The sequence below is a fragment of the Anaerocolumna chitinilytica genome, from assembly GCF_014218355.1.
GTDB classification, from domain to species: domain Bacteria; phylum Bacillota; class Clostridia; order Lachnospirales; family Lachnospiraceae; genus Anaerocolumna; species Anaerocolumna chitinilytica.
On the sequence record NZ_AP023368.1, the window covers coordinates 1,949,553 to 1,969,782 of the forward strand.

Here is a 20,230-nt window from a genome sequence, read left to right on the forward strand (position 1 = left end):
TCTCCCTCATAATAATTGAATACTTTGTCGGGGCTTTTTGCTTTCGGCATTTTGTGGTATAGATTAATAAACCTCTGAACATTAAGCACCATCAATAGATCCCCTCAAATATTTTTATAGTACCATTCAAATAATTTCCTTGCAAAATATAATCAATTTTATGTTTCGTCTATTCATGTGAATTTCAACTTATATTATACTATAGCCAATGACTTCATGCAGCAGATAATTACTATATACATTGATTTTTCAAACGCTATAGTAGCTTTTAAACTAACATCATATACAGGTATACTTTGTATATGGGAGGGCTCTTTTTAATTAAACAAATATTTACTTGTTTTGGTGAAATTGTTATCTTTGTGATATGCTACCTTTAACTAATCAATAATGATTATAGTGATGTTTCTAATATTACTCAGATTGTTAATGCGAGTCTATTACAAGCAGCAGTTATTTCTTTTAAGATAATTGGTGGTATTATTGGCCTCTGGAGCAAAAAACAATAATTTTAATACTATACGTTAAAATAATCTATATAATTATTTAATTTTCCCGCACATAGCAAACATGTAAATCGTTAATCAATTTGAGAGGAGGTTTTAGTGTGTCGATCGATATTCAAGAAGAGTACGACAAAATTCATCGCTATTGCTATTATAAGCTCGGTAATACTACTTTGGCTGAGGATCTGACCCAGGAAACCTTTCTTAAATATTTTTCTCAGAATTCCTACATAGAACATGGAAAGAAATTGGCTTATCTGTATACCATAGCAAGAAACCTTTGCATAGATACTTTTCGTAAACCACAACCGGAAGTTCTTAATGATGACATCCCGGATACGGATGTATTTGAACGACTGGAGCTTAATATTACCCTCTGGCATGCTCTCAAAACATTGCCTATCCAAGAGCAGGAAATATTACTTTTTCGTTATGTTAATGAGCTTTCTGTCGGCGAAACTGCCACTATCATGGGAATATCCCGTTTCGCGGTATACAGAAAGGCGAATTCAGCCCTGGCTGCATTGAAAGAATTACTAAAGGAGGATTTTTATGAATAAGAAATTAAAAAGGGAGATACAGGCTTTCTTTGCGGCACCTCCTCCGGTGCAGAAAGAGGAATTTCTTAAGACCTTGAACTTTCCTAAAATCACTTATCGGAGGTTCCTTATAAGCCAGCTTTGTTATATTCGAAAACGAGTATGGACGGTATCTATTATGATTTTAATAATAGGTTGGGCAGCAGCCTATTTGTCAGTACCATACATACAATGGAATTCTGAAGCAAATAAAATCTGGATTATCTCATCTATCCTTCCATTTCTGGCTATGTTTAGTGTTACGGAGATTTATCGTTCCACCGCTTACCGTATGGTGGAGTTGGAAGCTAGCTGCCGGTATTGCCTGTCACAGGTCGTTATGGCTCGTATAACCTTATTAGGAGGAGGGAACTTCATAATACTAATTTTGTTATTGTCGATTCTGCATCAGGTTACATCCTTTAGTTTAGTGCAGATTATTGTCTATTTAATGGTTCCTTACCTGATAGTATGCGGCGTCTGCTTACTGATTTTAAATCATGTAAGAGGTCAGGAAGGAATATATGGCTGTGCAGCAGCTGTTTGTCTTTGTTGTACCGGGAACTTGATTTTCAGCAATATCGCTCAATTCATGTACACTAGTGTATATTTTCACGGCTGGCTGATTTTCTTCCCGTTTAGTTGTATATTTATTGCATTGGAAATACGGAAATTTATAAAGGAAGTAGAGGAGCGAACATGGAACTTATTCTTGACCGAGTAACAAGAAATTATGGTAATAAAATAGCCTGTGACCATATATCACTGACGTTTAAGGAAGGAGTATACGGTCTTCTGGGAGCAAATGGTGCGGGAAAAACTACTTTAATGCGTATGATGTGTGGTGTACTTCTCCCTACATCAGGTACAATTCAGTTTAATGGGATAGATGTCAATCTTGAGAATTACCGGGATGCATTGGGATACCTGCCGCAGGATTTTGGCTATTATCCGGAGTTTACTGCCCAGGACTTCATGCTTTATATTGCTGCTTTGAAAGGCTTACCAAAGTATCGAGCAAAGGAAAAAACAAGAGAACTCTTTGAACTGGTATCACTGGAGAGAGAGGCCAAAAAGAAGATTAAAACCTTCTCCGGCGGTATGAAACAGAGGCTTGGCATTGCCCAAGCATTGTTAAATGACCCTAAGATATTAATACTGGACGAACCCACAGCCGGCCTCGACCCGAAAGAGAGGGTGCGCTTTCGGAATATGATTTCTCGCCTTGGCAAAGATCGTATCGTGCTGCTTTCCACTCATATTGTATCGGATGTGGAGTATATTGCTGATACAATTTTAATGATGAAAGACGGGCAGTTGATTCATCAAGGTACCTTGGAAGAAATCATTCAGACAATTAATAATAAAGTTTGGGATTGTACGGTTTTTCAGAGTGAGGCAGATATGCTATGTGATAAATATCAGGTCATTAATCAGAGGCAGGAAGGGGATAAGTTACTTCTGCGCTTGATTTCAGAGGGGCAGCCCTGTAATGCGGCAGTGAATACTACAGCGACACTGGAGGATCTTTATTTGTATTATTTTAGTGAGGAGAGTGAAAGATGAGTGGGTTATGGAGTCTGATATGTTTTGAATACAAGAAGATTTTAAAGAAGAGAAGTGTCCGTATAACATTACTCGCAGCAGTTCTCATATCTTTCATCAGTGTTCCCGGTACATTATTTGGCAGCACTTATATTGATGGCAAGCCTTATGAATCCAATTATGACGCAATGCTTAAAGACAGGAATTATGCACGTGCTTTTAACGGAGAAAAAATTAACAGTGAGCTGATATTAAAAGCAGTAAAGGGCTACTCTAAGATCTCAGAATCGGATAAGTATCAGGAAAAGGGAGATTATCAGCAATTTGCAAGGCCTTATAGTGCAATCTATGGGATAATACGTACGGTCTTTAATATGGAATCTCGTCGGTTTAATATGGAGGACTTTCAGCAGTTAACGAGCAAAGAGGCAGAGCAGTTCTATAATATGAGACGGGAGAAGCTGGTTCAGATAGTGGAGACAACCGTTATGAGTAAGAAGTCAAAGGAGCAGGTACTGGAGCTGGACACCCGGATAAATACTCCTCTATCATTTTCCTATACCGATGGATATACAAGATTCTTTGTTATTCTATATTCCATTGGTCTAACAGCAGCCTTAGCCATGGCAATTTGTATCGCTCCGCTGTTTTCCGGAGAGTATACCTCCGGTACGGATCAGCTCATTCTCTCTTCTAGGTATGGAAAGAATAAGTTGATTAAAGCAAAGCTGTTAACCGGCTTTTCACTGTCTGCTCTTATTTGTCTGATATTGATTTTTCTAGCATACCTATTGTCAATGCTGATCTTTGGAGCAGACGGAAGAGGAGCGCCGCTGCAGCTCTACGTCATCCTTTCTCCTTATCCGATAACCATGGGGCAGGCAGCTGGCTTTTTGGCATTATGTACGCTTTTCTCCTGTCTTATGACAGCCGCCTTAACCATGCTGTTGTCTGCAAAATTAAAAACACCTTTCGGTGTGATTATACTAATTAGTTTACTGCTGATTGTTCCTATGTTTATAAATGTTCCAGAGACAAGTGTTATTCTATATAAGCTGTCCTCTCTCTTACCGATTAATATGATGGCCTTTGGGACGGTTTTGGACGGAATTCAGTTTGAGTTATTCGGATTGATAATTAAACCATATGTGTTTATGCCTTTGTTTGCATTAGTAATTAGCTCATTAGTAATACCCTTTACATTTCATTCATTTAAAAGCCATCAGATTGAATAATAAATATAAAAGATTTATCCTAAAATAATTTTAAACTGCACTGTTTGATAATAGAGGTGAAAGACTGGGGATATCCTTATCTTTCTTTCATTCTATTTTGCTCAAACAGTGCTTTTTTGATTTACTGCCATACCAACGTTGGTTTGGATAATCAATTAATGACACATAAGGGAAATCTCTTAAGAACTTCAAACTTGGACTCTTTCTAATGTTTAGATATCTATCCTGGTAAAAAAGTAAAAATATAAATATTATATGTAAAAATAGAAGATTGAGGCAGTATAGCCCTGAGTATATAATAAATTCAAGGATTTGGATTAATGGTTAAACAAATAATGAAGGAGTCGAGAATAATGGAGTTATCTACTAGAAAGACAAAATCTCTGCGTAAAAATGAAACCTTTGCCGGGTATATGTTTTTATTACCATGCTTGTTTTTTCTGCTGTTCATGGCGATATTACCGGTTTTCTTAACTGTGATTATCAGTCTTACCAATTGGGGTTCGGTGGCTACCGATCTTTCGAAGGTATCTTTTGTGGGTTTTGAAAATTACTTGGATTTATTCAAGGATGAGACCTTCTATACCGCTTTAAAAAATAATATCCTGCTGCTTGTTTACACTATACCCATACAGTTGCTGTTAAGTTTTGTATTAGCAGTAATGATAAACAAGTTTTGCTATTTTAAGAACTTTTTTAAGTCAATTTATTTCCTGCCCTATATCTCAAGTACCGTAGCGGTTGCAACTATATGGATGGTTGTTTTACAGCCCTCATATGGTCCGGTTACAGAAATGCTGAAAGCAATCGGAATAGAAAATACTCCCAAATGGCTGTCTGACTTACACTGGGCGCTGCCAAGCTTATCCGGTATGGTTGTATGGCAGAACCTTGGTTATGATATCATCATCATTTTAGCCGCCCTGCAGACTGTTCCCTTTGAACTGTATGAATCTGCCGATATGGATGGAGCCAATTGGTTTGTAAAGATCCGAAAAATCACGCTTCCCATGATAACACCTACAATATTTTTCCTTATCATCTATGAGACAATGGAAACCTTTAGAATCTTTGACCAGATCAGTGTTTTGACGGACGGCGGCCCGGGGGACGCAACCCAGGTGCTTGTTTATTATCTTTACAAACAGGCATTTAGAAACAGCCATATAAACTATGGAGCAGCGATTACGGTTGTACTTTTCATTATTGTTTTTATCATTACGTTGGTTCAATGGTTAGGCAGAAAAAAATGGGTACATGAATAGCAAAATGAGAAAGGCTTGGTTACTATTATGAAGGATATTGCAGTGAATAGTATGAATAGGTTACACTTACATAAAAAAATTAAAGTAGGGAAGATTGCAGTTACGCTCCTATTATTTACTTTAGGCTTTGTGATGATTCTGCCCTTTATTTGGATGTTATCTACATCTATGAAATATGAGGTGGATGTATTTACCTTTCCAATACAGTGGATTCCTACAAAGCTTAGAGTTATTGAGAATTATAAAGAAGTTTGGTTTGGAGATGCACCTTTTGCCCTGTATTATTTTAATTCCATTAAGGTTACAGTTATAACAACTTTCTTTTCACTATTAATATCAAGTATGGCAGCATTTGCTTTCTCTAAGCTCAACTTTCCGGGCAGAGATAAAATATTTGTTTTGATTATAGCAACAATGATAATTCCTGACCAGGTTACACTTATTCCAAGGTTTTTATACTTTAAATGGCTTCATTTGTTTGATACGCATTTCTGTTTGATTATTAGTATGCTGTTTAGTCAATCCAGTATATTTTTTATCACACAGTTTATGAAGTCATTACCGGGAGAACTAAGTGATTCAGCTAAAGTTGACGGTGCCGGAACCCTAAGAACCTTCTTAAGCATTATATTACCGTTGGCTAAACCGGCTATTGCAACCATGGCTATTGTTAAGTTTATCTGGTCCTGGAATGATTATCAGAATGTATTGATTTTTATAACAAATGCTAAGTTGTTTACAATACAAATTGGTGTACGAATGTTTACTGATAGATACGGATCTTTTTATTCACTCATTATGGCAGCATCGGTATCGGCAATTATTCCTCTGTTTATAGTATTTGCACTTGGTCAGAAATACATCATCGAGGGTCTGACTGCCGGAAGTGTTAAGGGCTAATAAGCTAACCCATGGTAATTAGGCGTATACGAGCGCCACAATTATAAATAAAAAAAGGAGAGATTTTATGAAAAGATATGCAAGACTTTTATCAACTGTTATCACTGCAATATTGTTCATGTCGGCAGTACTTTCCGGCTGTAGTGCTAAGAATGGTGATTCCTCCAAGACTTCCTCGGATGGAACAAACGCAAAAACAGTTACTCTTAAGTTCTATACTCCTACCGATGAGGCTACCAATAAACAGCTTAAATGGCCGGAATTTATTGAGAAGTTTGAAAAAGATAATCCCGGTATTAAGGTTGATATGGCCCCTTTGGTTGCAAATGTAAATAATGATGAGTATAAGAAAAAAGTAGATATTATGATTGCAGCCGGTGAACAGATTGATTTGGTGAAGTCTTCTGCTTTGTATGAATTAACGGAATGGATTGATAATGGTGTAATCGAACCTCTTGATGACTATGCGAAGAAAGAGGGAGTGAATTTATCGGATGAATACAAAGGTGTTACCCCTTACAAAGGTAAGATCTATGCAATACCGGAAGAAATAACACCCTGGCTGGTATTTATAAACAAGGATATGCTTGATGCGGCAGGTCTTCCTGTTCCTCCAAGAGACTGGACCTGGGAGGACTACAGGGAATATGCGAAAAAGCTGACAAAAGGTGATGGTGCGAATAAGATATATGGTTCCTTTATGAATGACTGGTCCAATTTCTTCTCTGTCGGCACCCAGAGCGAAATCATGGATGATCCTTTCTTTACGGCAGATAACAAGCTGAATTTTGAAAACCCCGTCTTCAGAGACGGCTTACAATACCGTTATGATTTGGAAAATGTGGATAAGAGTCAGGTTCCCTATGTGGATATGGCCTCTGAGAAACTTTTATACAGAACACAATTCTTCAGCGGAAAAGTAGCTATGGTATGTATGGGCTCCTGGATGGTTTCTGATATTCAGCTTACTGATAAATATCCCCATACCTTTAAAACAACCTTTGCTACCTATCCAAGATGGAGTAAGGACAGCAAACCGAATACATCCCAGCTAGACGGAGCCGGATTCGGCTGGTCGATTAATGCGAAGTCTCCCAATAAGGAAGCTGCCTACAAATTCTTAACTGCATTAACCTCGGAAGGCTTGGAAATAGGGCACAAAAAGTGGACACCATGGAAAAAAGCCAATGAGGATGAAGTTATAAAAGGGATTATTGGCACGGATGACAGTTTATACGACTTAGAGGCACTTAAGAGTGTTATATATGATCCGGAAAGGGTTGACAATGTTGTAACAAGATCCGGACCTGGAGAAAGTGAAGTTATCGATGCATTTACTGCTGAAGCGGAAAAGTATTTTGTAGGCGGGCAGTCATTGGATGACACTATGAAAAACACAATTGATAAGGCAAATGCCATTGTTGAAAAGGCAGAGAAATAGATAGAAAGTTGTCTTGATATATGGGATTGGGTAAATGAAGAGATGTTCTCTTCTTTACCCAGTCTTGTTTCACAAAAGGCGTGAAAAGATTGAACAGTTAGAATCATCAAGGCAAATGATGCGGGGACAGTATTGGTGACGAATAGTTGATGTTATTTTGGCTGGTATGGAACTATGTAACATGTTGAGCAGGGTTACTAGGGAGATATAGATATTTAAATTGTGGGATGGTATAATATTAGCGGGTGGTTTAATGAAAACGATAATCGGGAAATTCCGAAATTTAAGTATTAAAAGAAAGTTAATAATATCCTTCTCAGTTATTGTGGTATTCCCATTAATAACTTCGCTTTTGTTGTCTAATAATCTTGTTACAAATTTTATGTTGGGGGAAATAGCCAGCTTAAATGAAAATTCAATCAATGATTCTTCCAAAGTATTAAACAGAACACTTGATGATATTGCCTTTACCTTATTAAACATCTCAAATAATAGCCGTGTAAGAGAAATCCTTAGTGATGATGATAAAAAAGACCAGTTCAGCAAGCTTCAGAGATATATAAATCAAAAGAAATTTGATAATATACTTGAAAACATACCAATCTCCTTAATGACCTATAATACCTGCATCACGATATTAGGTGAGAAGCATTTTGATTATGGGAACTGGGAAGAATTCTCACGATATACAGGTGAGATGAAGAAAAGCACCTGGTATAAAGAAATGAAAAAATCGAAAGATATGAGAATACGCTGGATTGGAGTCAAGCCTGGTGTTGAAGATATCGGTAATTACTTTTTAGAAGCAGCAATGCCAATAAAAGAAAGCAGCAGCAGCCTGACAAGAGTAGGGGTTGTACATATACGAATCAATGAAAGTGATATTTATAAGGCTTTAAATACAGATAACGAAACAAACGAAATCTATCTTTTACAACATGATGGTGAAATCTTATCCTGCAAAAACAAAGTGGAAATTTCTAAAAACATAAATTACAGGTTAAATGTCTCAAAGATCGTAAAAAACCTGGGAAAGTCTTATATTGATGTAGACAATAACGGAAGGAAGATGGTAGTTAATACAGTATCTATTGACAAAGGTAACTGGATCCTGGTGTCCCTTATATCTTACGAGAAGCTGGTAGCACCATTAACCTATATTAGAAATATTCTTTTATTTATCAATTTGATTTTTATGATCTCTTTCTTAATTGTAGCCTTATTTATTTCCAATATCATAAGTAAGCCAATCATTCATCTGCGAAAGAGTATGCTGAAAGTGGAAAACGGCGATTTTAACGGAAAAGTAGAAGTTGAGAGTGAAGATGAGATTGGTAAGCTGAGCCGGAACTTTAATAATATGTTAGATAAGGTCAGCGAACTTCTGATACTTACCAAAGAGCAGGAAAGATTAAAGAGAGATGCTGAATTTGAAGCATTGCAAGCCCAGATTAATCCACATTTTCTTTTTAACACCTTAAGTTCTATCAGATGGGCGGCAGCTGCTTATGGTGATAAAAAGGTCGAGGATATGGTGCATGCATTATCGATATTACTCAGAGCCAGTATTTCTAATGGTCAGGAAATGGTTTCACTTGAAAGTGAAATTAATATCTTAAAGAATTATCTGGATTTAGTTCAGATGAAACAGGGTACCACTATAATTTTTGAATGCAATATAGATGAAGGAATTATGAACTACAGGATACCTCACCTTCTGCTGCAGCCAATTGTGGAGAATTCGATTATCCATGGGTTTGAGGATCTAAATGAGCCTGGTGTTATCAGTATAACGGCTGTGGTGTCGGAAGACTTACTGACACTTGAGCTGACGGATAATGGGAAAGGGCTGGGAGGCGATACTTTAGAGAGCATTTTAAATCGAGAGTCTCAAATACCGGATGATAAAAAGTATTACAAAAGTGTTGGTCTTAAAAACATACACAACAGGATTAAGCTTATATATGGGCAGAACTATGGAATAGATATCGGGAGCGGAAAAATGAGCGGGACAAAAGTCACCTTATATCTGCCATTCCAGAAGGGGGGGACACACATTGCTGACAGTAATGCTGGTTGATGACGAAGTTAATGTGATTGAAGGTCTGAAAGTCTCTGTGGAATGGGAAAAACATGGATTTAGAATTATTGGCACGGCTTATAATGGGGAAGAGGGCTTTACAAAGGCTATGGAGTATAAACCTGACCTGATAATTACAGATATTACAATGAATAAAATGAATGGAATAGAGTTGGCTGAAAGGATAAGGGAAAAGCAGCCGGAGGTAAGTATTATATTCCTGACATGTCATAAGGACTTTAATTTCGCAAGGAAAGCCGTAAATCTAAACATTGATGAATACCTCATAAAAGATACTATGACTAGAGAAGAAATCTATGCGGCTCTAGCTAAGATCAAAGTCGGTATTGAGGAAAGACAGAAAAAGAAAAAGGCGAAGGAGCTTACAATCGAATTAAATCGCAATCGTTGTCAGCTAAGTGAAATACTTATTAATGAATTACTAAAAAAAGAGTTGGTAGATATACATAGTTTTGAAAGACGATTAAATATTTACAACTACAACTTATCAAAGCAAAAGTATATCCTATCCTTACTTACCATAGACCGATATATTGATCTGTTAAAGAGTAATACCTTTAATAAAGAGGAAGAACTGATACAATTTGCAGTTATAAATGTGGTTGAAGAGATTCTTAAAAAATATGATATCGGAGAAGTATTTCCTAAAAGTGAAAATAGTTATGTGATTATTTTTAATTACAACCCAAATCTTAAAATTAGTATGGATGAAAAAATTGCTGTTGTTTTAAAGGAAATTCAGAGTTGTGTCAAAGAGGTCTTAAAAACAACCTGTACTGCTTATATTGGACGCCAGTTAGGTTCCATGCATGAGTTAAAGAGTGCATATGAAGATATTCTTAGCTTAAAAAACAATAGATTCTATATGCAGGATGGCTTGGTGCTGTATTATTCAAAAAGTGAAGCAAAGTTTTCAAATATTGATTTTCATTATGTAAATGACTTGTTAAAAGAGTTTGATCATCATTTGGATAATCGAAACCTAGAGCTGCTTACGCATCTGGAATATTTGTTTTTTGAAAAAGTGAAGAAGGAAAATATATTTGCAGTTGATGTAAAACTGGTAATTGAAAGATTCGTAAATAGTCTGAAGAAATATCTTCAAAAGAACGTTTTTATGTACCAGCCGGTTCTTCCGGATTCCTATTTAAATCAGCTTAGTTATATGGATAGTGTTCATGAACTAAATGAAACTTTTCACAATTTTTTAAAGAGTGTATTAGAAATTTTAAATAAAAATGCCGCGTTTACCTGTACTCCCGAGATGAAAAAGATTATTCATTATGTTACGGAGAATTTACAGGAGGAAATCAGCCTTGATACTGTAGCTGCTTATGTAAATATGAACAGCAGTTATTTCAGCAGATATTTTAAGAGTAAAACCGGGGGTAATTTTGTTGACTTTCTTACTAATATGAGAATGGATAAGGCAAAAGAACTTTTGGCAGACACGGATTTATCCATCGAAGAAATTTCAATCATGGTAGGACATGTCAATAAAGCTTATTTTACAAAGGTATTTAAGAAGGTTACCGGGTCCAATCCTGGTGAATTCAGAAAAAAGCGATATTCCCGGAGAATTTGATTTATTGGCAAACCGCTTGTTATAAATGCTTTGAGACGGGCATCGATAGGGTTAAATATATGATAGAAATGGAGGAGCTGACAAAATGTCAAAGGATATATCAAAGGTTATGTCAAAGGATAAGCAGAAGGACAATCTAAAGCTTCGTGTATATAGAAATAGAATTGAGATGGGAAAAGCTGCAGCGGATGCAGTTGCTGAAAGAATCCTCAGGCTGATGGAGGTTAAAAGTGAAATTAATATGGTATTTGCAGCGGCTCCATCCCAGAATGAATTCCTTGCAGCGTTAGTAACCAATCCGGAAATACAGTGGGAACGGATTAATGCATTTCACCTGGATGAATATATTGGTTTAGGTAGCGAAGCACCACAAGGTTTTGGAAACTTTCTGAGAGATAGACTGTTTGGTAAAGTTGGGTTTAAGTCCGTGAATTATCTGAATGGGAGGAGTAACCATGAGCTCCTTGAATGTGACAGATATTCTAAGCTTTTAAAGGAACATCCTTTGGACATAGCATGTATCGGTATAGGAGAGAATGGTCATCTTGCTTTTAATGACCCGCCGGTAGCGGATTTTAAAGATAAAGCCTTGGTTAAGGTGGTAAAATTAGATGAGATTTGCAGAATGCAGCAGGTAAATGACGGATGCTTTTTAGCCCTTGAGCAGGTGCCGACTCATGCGCTTACGCTTACAATTCCAGCTATAATGTCAGCGAAATATATATACTGTATGGTTCCTGGTAAGTCAAAAACCATGGCAGTGTCGCAAACACTAGATGGTAAAATCTCCGAAGCCTGCCCTGCGTCCATACTCCGAAGGCATGAGGCAGTAGAGTTATATCTGGATGAGGATAGCGCTGCAGGGTGCAAATAGGAAGGAGTATAATGCATAGAATAAAAATTATTAATGGTAATATTATAACTCCGTACAGATTGCTTGAGAGAGGAACGATTGTCATCGAAGACGGAGTTATTTCGTGCGTCTCAAAGGAAGAGGTAGCTGTACAAGAGGCGGAAGTAATAGATGCAAAGGGGCATTATATAGCTCCTGGATTTATTGATATTCATACCCATGGGGGCGGTGGCTTTGACTTCATGGATGCAACGGTAGAAGCTTATCTTGGTGCGGCTAAAACCCATGCCAGGTATGGAACGACTGCAATTGTTCCCACTACCCTTACCAGCACCAATGAAGGTCTAAAGCAATCTTTTGAAGCCTTTAGAAAATCAAAGTCCTTAAATAAACTTGGGGCAGAATTGATAGGATTACACCTGGAAGGACCGTATTTTTCACCGGAACAAAAGGGTGCCCAGGACCCCAGATATATCAGGGTACCATTAAGAGAAGAGTATGAACAAATCCTTGATTGGAGTAAAGATATTATCAGATGGAGTGCAGCTCCTGAAATTACAGGTGCGATGGAGTTTGCCAGATATGCCAGGAATAAAGGTGTCTTAATGTCTATTGGACATTCCGATGCAATCGGGGAAAAGGTAGCAGAGGCCTTTGAAAATGGCTTTTCACATATAACCCATTTGTATTCAGCTATGTCAGGTGTAAAAAGAGTAAATGCATTACGGGTATCGGGAGTAATTGAGAGTGCTTTTTTATTAGATGAAATGACAGTAGAGGTTATAGCAGACGGAATACATATTCCGGCGGACCTCCTTAATCTGGTCTACAAAATAAAAGGAGCATCCAAAACAGTACTGATTACTGATTCTATGCGTGCAGCAGGTATGGGAGAAGGACCAAGTATATTAGGCAGTCTAAAAGATGGCATAGAAGTCTTTGTGGAGGACGGAGTTGCCAAGCTGCCTGATCGGAAGGCCTTTGCGGGCAGTGTTGTTACCGCCGACAGGCTTGTAAGGACAATGGTTAAAACAGCCGGAGTACCTTTGATGGATGCTATAAGAATGATTTCCAGTACACCGGCCAAGGTTATAGGCATCGATGATAGAAAGGGAAGTCTGGTACCGGGTAAGGATGGGGATGTGGTAATATTTGATGCAGAAATAAACATAAAGGCTACAATTATTAAAGGAAAAATGGTATATGAAAAGAAATTGATGAACTAGGTTTAAGTTTGAAATAAAAGGAAATTAACACGCTTTTGTCGTTCAGAATACATTATATGGAGGTGACCCATGAACATAATACCAATGCCCAAAAACCTAACGGAAGGCCAGCTTCTGCAGAATGGTATTCCTTCAGGAATATATATATATACCAATGTAAACGGATTTCTGGTGGAGTATACCAAAGCTCTGTTCCAACAGGATATCTTGCTGAAAGCTACAGTTCCATTCTTTTTTTTGCAGATATCAGATGAATTTGACTTTTATATGGAACATTTGCCTGAAATATTACAAGATAAAGAAGAGGGGTATATATTAAAGATTGGAACGAAAGGAACGGTTATTGCAGCCGGGAGCAGTAAAGGTCTATTCTACGGGATACAAACCTTTTTACAAATAAGAGAATTGGGGTGTGACAGAGAACTTGAAATAATTGATTGGCCGGATAATGGTATCAGAGGATACCATTTTGAATCGAGATTTGGCATTCCGAAATTTGAAAGAATAATAGGGATTATCGATGAACTGTGCAGATACAAGTTCAATACCATTCTAATGGAATTGGAAGACAAATTCCCATATGATGAGCTTAAGGGAATAACCTCGGAGAATGCTCTAGATAAAGAGCAATTACAAGAAATCGTCCGGTACGCAAATGACAGGTACATTGAAATAATACCCCTTCAGCAGACCCTGGGACATGTTGAATACATATTGAAAAATGATGACTACTATCATATGAGGGAAGTAAGAAGCGGTGTGGTAAATAGTGAACTTCCTTTTTCCTTCAATCCCATAGGCAATCTTTCCTTTAATGATATCGACGAGTTTTGCCCATCCAATGAAGAAACCAATGATTTGATAGAAAAAATGTGCAGGGAGATGGCGGATAAGTATCCCTCAAGCAAGTATATACATATAGGCTGTGACGAGGCTTGGAATTTAATCCACTGTGAATTGTGCAAAGAAAAGTATGGGGAGAATGGATATCATAAGGTTTTTCTGGAACACACAAACCGTGTGGCCAAAGTTGTTACAGCATTGGGCAAATCACCGGTTATCTGGGATGATTTACTGAGAGGCTTTTCAGATGAAGAATTTGAGTTACTGGATAAGAACATCGTAATTATGTGCTGGCTTTATTATGAGGGTGATCTGGAAAAAGGGATAACCTTGATTAATAAATATAAGAAAGCTGGTTTTCAGGTAATAGGAGCTTCCTCAGCGAAATGTTGTGAAGGAATGAGTTCGGATTACCTTGATATGCCCAATATGAAAGACCGCCTGATAAACATTAATGACTGGAGCATATTATCAACAAGGTTTGATTTGATGGGTGTAATAACTACAGTCTGGTCAAATTACACCGGTACCATAGCACCCCCGCACCCATTCTTTGATACTATGTGGTATCCGCTTATTTATTCGGCAGATAAATACTGGAATACAGCTACCGATGATCAAGAGTTCGAGAAGAGATTTCTTAAGAATTTCTTCGGAGTGGATGGTATTGAAGATTGCTTTGGAAATGAAAGTGATTTAGTGTACGAAAAAGCTTCCCTCCTTACCACAAGCTGCAAAAGAAATAAGTATATTGCAGAGGTGTACAAATTCACTTCTTTGCTTTCTGTCTACAGGCAGAAAAGTATGGCAACCTACAGGGAAATGTATAAACTGTGCGATGGAACACCGGTAAGAGAAAAATCCATTGTGGTAAAGAAAATCGAAGAGCTAAAGACCATGAGAGAATACCTGAAGCCTGAGATTGCAAGATTGATAAATATAAACTTTCATAAAACCGATGTAAATGAATTTGTAAATTCCAGATTTTTAATGGATGAAAAGCTTTATCACAAATTTAAATGTGAATTATTATGAGGAATAATGTGCATATGAGATGTGCCTGCAAAACCTCGGTATAGTCTTACAGCAGGTTGCGGTACGTGAAAATTCAAGGTTAAATTTCAGAAAGGATGCCTTAACAAAGAAACAGTAATTAATATTAAGCCATAAAAAAATATGCCGTCAAGGTCCATAAGACTTTTGACGGCATATTTTACTCTTCTCAAGGCATTTTAAGAGCATTTGCATGCTTTTGAAGGCTTGAAAGGTTCTGGGGTTCCTTAACCGGTTCTAATTCATAAAGCATAGTTTGGGATAATTTGTCCTGGAGCAGCTGCTTTCTTTTGCTCAGAAAATAAACGGCGAGTGAAATGAGTGAAGTTATATAGTAAAAAGTTTGAGAATACGCTACCACATCAATATGAAAGGACATTTTAATCAGTGTAATGATATAAATGTTGGAGGTGGTTAAATATCCCTGCAGCAGCACAAAGAATATCATGTGACGTAGAAAGAGCGACTTCAGGTTGACGGAGGCTGCTCCCTGGGTTGTGTCCCTCAGGCTTGCATCCACTCGGGCGGTGTTCACTCGGGCTACGCCCTTGGATACGCTCCCCCGGGTTACATCCGCTCGTACTTTGTCAGAGGGAAGCAGTTGCAAACGCATCATGCGCCACCCAAGGGTCTGTCCGGTATGTCCCTTATTTTTGAATCGGTAAGGTACAATACAGTAGTAGAAGAAATGACAGAGGAGGGCGGCGATTCCGGCTGTCCATGCCAAACCAAGGGAAAGACCCTCCAGGGTATTTGTAATGATTAGATCTCTGCCTTGGATGGATTGAAATATAATTACGGGTACACTTCCCAATAAAGAAGCAATATACCAATCAATAATAAAGGCGATAAATCGTTTAGTTACAGGTGCTTGTTTTAACATACTTAACCTCATTTCTGCGCATGCTTTTAGCGCTTTGGAGTGAAGGACCAAAAATCTTTCACTCTTACCTCCAATAACTCCTATTCTTAAACTAGTGAAACAAGTAAATCAATAAATTCCTGATAAGATTTCGTTGATACCAGTGCATGCAGATACCGGTTATCGGATATGATTTCTGTTACAAAATCAAAGATATCCCGGAATATCGGACGGTCATCCTCCTGGATGGCCAACATAAAGATGATATTGACCTTGTTGTTCTTCCAATTGATTCCGGAGGGATGAACAGACACTGCAATGGCTGTCTGCTTTGAACACATCTCAAAGGGGTGAGGCATGGCAATATTGGTATAAGCACTGGAACTAATAGATTCCCGTTCAAAAATACTTTCTTTGAAATCTGCATCTACAAATCCCTGCTGTTCTAGAGCATCGGCCATAAAAGTAATAGCTTCTTTTTCAGAAGGAAAGTCCTGATTGAAGAAAATCAAATCCTCATAAAAAAGGAATTTCAGTTTGTTCTCCATTTTCATTTTTAACTGTTGTTTTTTGATACTTTCAATGACGGAAGTTATAGCTCCGATATCTTTATTTCCCATCTGAACCGGAATCTGTATCAGGGGAACAGACGGATGAGGAATAATCGGAATTGTGGAGATAATAAACTGATAATCCTTGTAGTTTATTATTTCATCGGAGGAAGATATGACTCCGGCGATAATGATGTCATCTTCAAATATCATACCAATCTTTTTTACCAGATTCAGATGAATGGAATAATATTGCGGGCACACAATTAATACCATGACCTTATTCATCAATGCCCGCTGCTCTTCAATCAATACACCGATATGCAGGGCGATATAAGCAATCTCATCTTCGGATAGAATACAGCCTTCCCGCTGGTTGATGATATCAGCGATAAAAACAGAAACATCGTATATAAAAGGACAGGTATTCTTTATGGTCAAAAACTGCGGATTGCGCAGGTGGATATTATGCTTTAACCTTACCAGCATATTACGCAGATGCAGTGCAAAGCGAAGGATAAAATCCTGGCTGTTTAGATTAAAGCGGTAAGTGTTACGTACTTTATTCTGAATTAATTCTATTAACTCATGGATTTCAGGCGTAATGACATCTTCTAACGAAGTTTTCTTTGAATCCATCAGATTTTCAGGTACCACCTGGGACATTAGAAGAAGTGATAAATCATAAATATCGCCGGAGGTAAGGGTGATGTTAAAATACTGCTTTATCTCTTTTGCCATTTTCTCCATAATTTCCAGGATGAAGGGAGCAATGATGTCGTCCACATTCTCAGGCAGGGATTCCTTAGAGCTTGCTCCTTCTCTGGAACGCTCCATCGTAATACCTACATGGAGGATAAAATTCATCAAAGCAAAATCATCGATAAATAATTGATGCTTTAACAGAATATCCGTGATAATATGCTTTACTATCTTAAGGTCAAGATTCGGCAGATAAACCTGTAAGGATTCAAGATTGCAGCAGAAATCCTTTGTATCCTCATAGATTAGATGGGATATTAATTTTTTCTTATTCTTTTCGGAACCTTCAATACTTCCGATATTGTTTTTGCTCTTAAATACTAAATCAAATTCACCCAGCTTGGATTTCAGCCTGCTGATTTCGTTGGTCAGGGTCAAAGGAGAGATACATAGGTCCTCCGCCATTTGATCCAGATTATAAGAAAGCCCTTCCATAATTAATTTCTTTATGATATAAGAAATCCGTCCTTCTGAATTCTGCGGAATAGAGGAGGGTGAGGTATTAAGAATCTGAGAAGCCAGAGAAAAGTTCTCCAATAGGAAGCCATTGCGGGAAGAGGCAATAATATCCGGGTAGGCTGAATTTAAATCAGCAATGTAAGATTTTACACTGCGTACGGAGTAACTTAGAGCAACGGAGATTTCAACGGCGGTAACCCATGATTTCTGCTGGCTTAGATAAGTTAATACCTGATATTTTTTATCTTTCACTCAAATCCTCCTTTCTACATGACTTTATAAATTAGGATACCTATCTGACAGTCTACACGATTTTGTGAATTGGGATACATATCCTCATTCTCCTCGATTTTAAGAATTAGAATATCTTTTTACAATTTTATTATATAGAATCCCAAAATTAAAGCAATGGCAACGATTGCACTTTAATAGTGCAAATCCTGTAATAGAAAATTATGAGTAAAAAAATATAATGTATTCATAAGGTGTTGCACAAACACGAAAAAGGGAAGGAGGATATGCTCATGGACGGAATTGAGAAAAGCATGGAAATCATTGCGTATGGCGGCGAAGGCAAGAGCCTTGCTATGCAGGCAATACAAAAAGCAAGAGTAGGAGCCTTTCTGGAAGCAGAAGAATTACTGAAACAAGCAGACGAGGCCATTGTGAAATGCCACCAGCAGCATAGTGAATTACTGTTTTATGATGCAGAGCATAATGATTTACAGATTTCAATGCTTTTGGTGCATGCCGCAGACCACTTGACGAGTGCTGACATTATTAGAGAGATGGCAGAAGAAATCGTTCATATGTATAAGGAGATTAAAAATGTATAGGATAGCATTGGTATGTGAAAATGGTGCCAGTACCGGGATGGTAGTACGTAAAATGCAGGCTGCAGCTGAAAAAAAGGCAATAGAAGCAGAGATAAAAGCGTACCCATTTACACAACTGGAGAATTTTATTGAAGAAAAAGATGTAATATTGTTCGGACCCCAGCTGGCGTATAAGTTAACCCAGGCAAAGAAGACTTTTGAGAAATATGCAGATAAGATGGAAACCATAAGTCCGGTGGATTTTGGAATGATGAACGGAGAAAAAATACTAAACGATGCAATTAAGATTGCCGACAAATAAAGGAGAAAAAAATGAATAAATTAATTGATTCATTGCAAAAAGCTTTGATGCCGTTAGCAAATAAGATCAGCGCAATCAAATTCTTAAGTGCGTTGGGAGCTACGTTCCAGATATTGCTGCCAATTATTATGATTGGTTCCTTTTCCTGCCTTGGTGCGTTTTTAAATATTCCTGCCTGGCAGAGCTTTGTAACCGGCACAGGACTCGCTTCTGTATTCATGACAGTTCAGTCCCTGACGCTTAGTATAATTACGCTTTACATAGCTTTTGTATTGCCGTATCAATACGCAACCAAAATTGGAGGAGCTCCTCTTTCCAGTGCAATCACAACCTTTATGACTTTTCTTTTGGTTACTCCTACGGAACTTTATACCAACATTCCCGAAAAATGGTTAGGTTTCCCCGGTTTATTTACCTGCATGATTATTACTGTGATTGTAGTAAGACTTAGCAAGCTATTGGTTGATAAGGGCTTGTATATCCATATGCCCGATGGCGTACCCCCTATGGTGGAAGAGTCTTTTAAAGCGATGCTACCTACATTAATATTTGCTGTTGTGGGTATAACAATCAATGTTTTAATGGCAAAGACCAGCTTTGGAAGCATTCATCAGGTGATTTATACCTTTATTCAGACTCCTTTACAGAGCTTTGGCCTCTCCTTCCCGGCTTATCTGTTTGTACAGGTTCTGTCAACCCTGTTTATGTTCTGCGGTATTCATGGAAATGCGATTTTTAGTATTATTTCTCCTCTTACCATGAATGCATCTGCTGAAAACCTCAGCGCATTGGCTGCAGGAACACCGCTGCCTCATATTATAATCGATTCCTTCTCCGTATTGTGCCAGCCCGGTGGTATCGGCGGTACTTTCGGACTTGCATTCCTGATGGCATTTGCAGCTAAGAGCAAGAGAATGAAGACTTTGGGAAGATTATCAATTGTACCTGCTATCTTCGGTATCAATGAGCCCCTGTTATTCGGTATTCCCATTATGTTAAACCCTTTATTATTCATTCCTTATGTTTTGAATCCAATCATTTGTACCTCCATCAGTTATATTTCTATCGCGGTTGGGATTACACCCAGACTTACCGGAACAACGGTTAACTGGACAATGCCTACGATTATATCCGGCTTTCTTGCCCAGGGTATTCCGACGGCAGTACTTCAGATCATATTAATTCTCATTACTACGCTGATTTGGTTCCCGTTCTTTAGACTTGTAGACAGACAGATTGTAAAAGAAGAATCCGTAGCAGCAGAATAGTAATTAAATATAAATTTCAAGGGGCTGTCGCAAAGTAAGCTCTGTGCAGTATGGCAAGCC

Annotated in this window: 17 protein-coding genes; 15 read left to right on the forward strand and 2 right to left on the reverse strand. The window is 37.8% G+C overall.

What is annotated here, in order from left to right:
• Positions 1-607 precede the first annotated feature (607 nt).
• The 12 genes from bsdcttw_RS08450 to bsdcttw_RS08505 all read left to right on the forward strand — a co-directional run bounded on the left by bsdcttw_RS08450 (position 608) and on the right by bsdcttw_RS08505 (position 15,113).
• Entirely contained in the window at positions 608-1,066 is a 459-nt protein-coding gene (locus tag bsdcttw_RS08450) for an RNA polymerase sigma factor (protein WP_185258942.1), read from the forward strand.
• On the forward strand, positions 1,059-1,808 hold the full coding sequence (locus tag bsdcttw_RS08455; protein WP_185258943.1) for a hypothetical protein: 750 nt from the start codon (positions 1,059-1,061) through the stop codon (positions 1,806-1,808). Before bsdcttw_RS08450 ends, bsdcttw_RS08455 begins: the two co-directional genes overlap by 8 nt.
• The gene (locus tag bsdcttw_RS08460; RefSeq protein WP_185258944.1) at positions 1,784-2,650 is read left to right on the forward strand and encodes an ABC transporter ATP-binding protein; all 867 of its coding nucleotides are present in this window, start codon (positions 1,784-1,786) and stop codon (positions 2,648-2,650) included. Before bsdcttw_RS08455 ends, bsdcttw_RS08460 begins: the two co-directional genes overlap by 25 nt.
• On the forward strand, positions 2,647-3,864 hold the full coding sequence (locus bsdcttw_RS08465; protein ID WP_185258945.1) for an ABC transporter permease: 1,218 nt from the start codon (positions 2,647-2,649) through the stop codon (positions 3,862-3,864). Before bsdcttw_RS08460 ends, bsdcttw_RS08465 begins: the two co-directional genes overlap by 4 nt.
• A 353-nt stretch (positions 3,865-4,217) precedes the next feature.
• Complete coding sequence (locus bsdcttw_RS08470) at positions 4,218-5,129, forward strand: carbohydrate ABC transporter permease (protein WP_185258946.1); 912 nt, start codon at positions 4,218-4,220, stop codon at positions 5,127-5,129.
• A 51-nt stretch (positions 5,130-5,180) separates the two neighbouring features.
• The gene (locus bsdcttw_RS08475) at positions 5,181-6,029 is read left to right on the forward strand and encodes a carbohydrate ABC transporter permease (protein ID WP_225903818.1); all 849 of its coding nucleotides are present in this window, start codon (positions 5,181-5,183) and stop codon (positions 6,027-6,029) included.
• 67 nt (positions 6,030-6,096) lie between these two features.
• On the forward strand, positions 6,097-7,470 hold the full coding sequence (locus bsdcttw_RS08480) for an ABC transporter substrate-binding protein (RefSeq protein WP_185258948.1): 1,374 nt from the start codon (positions 6,097-6,099) through the stop codon (positions 7,468-7,470).
• A 253-nt stretch (positions 7,471-7,723) separates the two neighbouring features.
• Complete coding sequence (locus tag bsdcttw_RS08485) at positions 7,724-9,550, forward strand: sensor histidine kinase (protein WP_185258949.1); 1,827 nt, start codon at positions 7,724-7,726, stop codon at positions 9,548-9,550.
• Positions 9,528-11,156, forward strand: coding sequence for a response regulator transcription factor (locus bsdcttw_RS08490; protein ID WP_185258950.1), 1,629 nt, complete (start codon positions 9,528-9,530; stop codon positions 11,154-11,156). The genes bsdcttw_RS08485 and bsdcttw_RS08490 overlap by 23 nt, the downstream gene beginning before the upstream one ends.
• An 85-nt stretch (positions 11,157-11,241) precedes the next feature.
• Complete coding sequence (locus tag bsdcttw_RS08495) at positions 11,242-12,030, forward strand: glucosamine-6-phosphate deaminase (RefSeq protein ID WP_185258951.1); 789 nt, start codon at positions 11,242-11,244, stop codon at positions 12,028-12,030.
• 11 nt (positions 12,031-12,041) lie between these two features.
• The gene (gene nagA, locus bsdcttw_RS08500) at positions 12,042-13,235 is read left to right on the forward strand and encodes an N-acetylglucosamine-6-phosphate deacetylase (RefSeq protein WP_185258952.1); all 1,194 of its coding nucleotides are present in this window, start codon (positions 12,042-12,044) and stop codon (positions 13,233-13,235) included.
• A 69-nt stretch (positions 13,236-13,304) separates the two neighbouring features.
• Positions 13,305-15,113 carry a family 20 glycosylhydrolase gene (locus bsdcttw_RS08505; RefSeq protein WP_185258953.1) on the forward strand — a complete coding sequence of 603 codons (1,809 nt, stop codon included), beginning with the start codon at positions 13,305-13,307 and terminating at the stop codon, positions 15,111-15,113.
• A gap of 187 nt (positions 15,114-15,300) precedes the next feature.
• On the opposite strand, the gene bsdcttw_RS08510 is transcribed toward bsdcttw_RS08505, so the two are convergent.
• Entirely contained in the window at positions 15,301-16,014 is a 714-nt protein-coding gene (locus bsdcttw_RS08510; RefSeq protein ID WP_185258954.1) for an RDD family protein, read from the reverse strand.
• A gap of 86 nt (positions 16,015-16,100) precedes the next feature.
• Entirely contained in the window at positions 16,101-18,017 is a 1,917-nt protein-coding gene (locus bsdcttw_RS08515; protein ID WP_185258955.1) for a BglG family transcription antiterminator, read from the reverse strand.
• Positions 18,018-18,289: 272 nt separating this feature from the next.
• Between bsdcttw_RS08515 and bsdcttw_RS08520 the strand changes: the two genes are divergently transcribed.
• From bsdcttw_RS08520 to bsdcttw_RS08530, 3 genes are read left to right on the forward strand one after another with little or no spacing between them, the layout of a single operon-like run.
• Positions 18,290-18,601, forward strand: a complete 312-nt coding sequence (locus tag bsdcttw_RS08520; RefSeq protein ID WP_185258956.1) for a PTS lactose/cellobiose transporter subunit IIA — start codon at positions 18,290-18,292, stop codon at positions 18,599-18,601.
• A complete protein-coding gene (locus tag bsdcttw_RS08525) occupies positions 18,594-18,902 on the forward strand; it encodes a PTS sugar transporter subunit IIB (RefSeq protein ID WP_185258957.1) in 309 nt (102 codons plus the stop codon). The genes bsdcttw_RS08520 and bsdcttw_RS08525 overlap by 8 nt, the downstream gene beginning before the upstream one ends.
• Positions 18,903-18,913: 11 nt before the next feature.
• Entirely contained in the window at positions 18,914-20,170 is a 1,257-nt protein-coding gene (locus tag bsdcttw_RS08530) for a PTS sugar transporter subunit IIC (protein ID WP_185258958.1), read from the forward strand.
• Positions 20,171-20,230: the final 60 nt, after the last annotated feature.

Excerpts from the sequence above, each read along its gene's own strand:
- bsdcttw_RS08465 (WP_185258945.1), top strand. The coding sequence starts at position 2,647 with ATGAGTGGGTTATGGAGTCTGATATGTTTTGAATACAAGAAGATTTTA.
- bsdcttw_RS08455 (WP_185258943.1), top strand. The coding sequence starts at position 1,059 with ATGAATAAGAAATTAAAAAGGGAGATACAGGCTTTCTTTGCGGCACCT.
- bsdcttw_RS08480 (WP_185258948.1), top strand. The coding sequence starts at position 6,097 with ATGAAAAGATATGCAAGACTTTTATCAACTGTTATCACTGCAATATTG.
- bsdcttw_RS08470 (WP_185258946.1), top strand. The coding sequence starts at position 4,218 with ATGGAGTTATCTACTAGAAAGACAAAATCTCTGCGTAAAAATGAAACC.
- bsdcttw_RS08495 (WP_185258951.1), top strand. The coding sequence starts at position 11,242 with ATGTCAAAGGATATATCAAAGGTTATGTCAAAGGATAAGCAGAAGGAC.
- bsdcttw_RS08525 (WP_185258957.1), top strand. The coding sequence starts at position 18,594 with ATGTATAGGATAGCATTGGTATGTGAAAATGGTGCCAGTACCGGGATG.
- bsdcttw_RS08485 (WP_185258949.1), top strand. The coding sequence starts at position 7,724 with ATGAAAACGATAATCGGGAAATTCCGAAATTTAAGTATTAAAAGAAAG.
- nagA (WP_185258952.1), top strand. The coding sequence starts at position 12,042 with ATGCATAGAATAAAAATTATTAATGGTAATATTATAACTCCGTACAGA.
- bsdcttw_RS08460 (WP_185258944.1), top strand. The coding sequence starts at position 1,784 with ATGGAACTTATTCTTGACCGAGTAACAAGAAATTATGGTAATAAAATA.
- bsdcttw_RS08475 (WP_225903818.1), top strand. The coding sequence starts at position 5,181 with ATGAATAGGTTACACTTACATAAAAAAATTAAAGTAGGGAAGATTGCA.
- bsdcttw_RS08520 (WP_185258956.1), top strand. The coding sequence starts at position 18,290 with ATGGACGGAATTGAGAAAAGCATGGAAATCATTGCGTATGGCGGCGAA.
- bsdcttw_RS08530 (WP_185258958.1), top strand. The coding sequence starts at position 18,914 with ATGAATAAATTAATTGATTCATTGCAAAAAGCTTTGATGCCGTTAGCA.
- bsdcttw_RS08510 (WP_185258954.1), bottom strand. The coding sequence starts at position 16,014 with ATGTTAAAACAAGCACCTGTAACTAAACGATTTATCGCCTTTATTATT.
- bsdcttw_RS08505 (WP_185258953.1), top strand. The coding sequence starts at position 13,305 with ATGAACATAATACCAATGCCCAAAAACCTAACGGAAGGCCAGCTTCTG.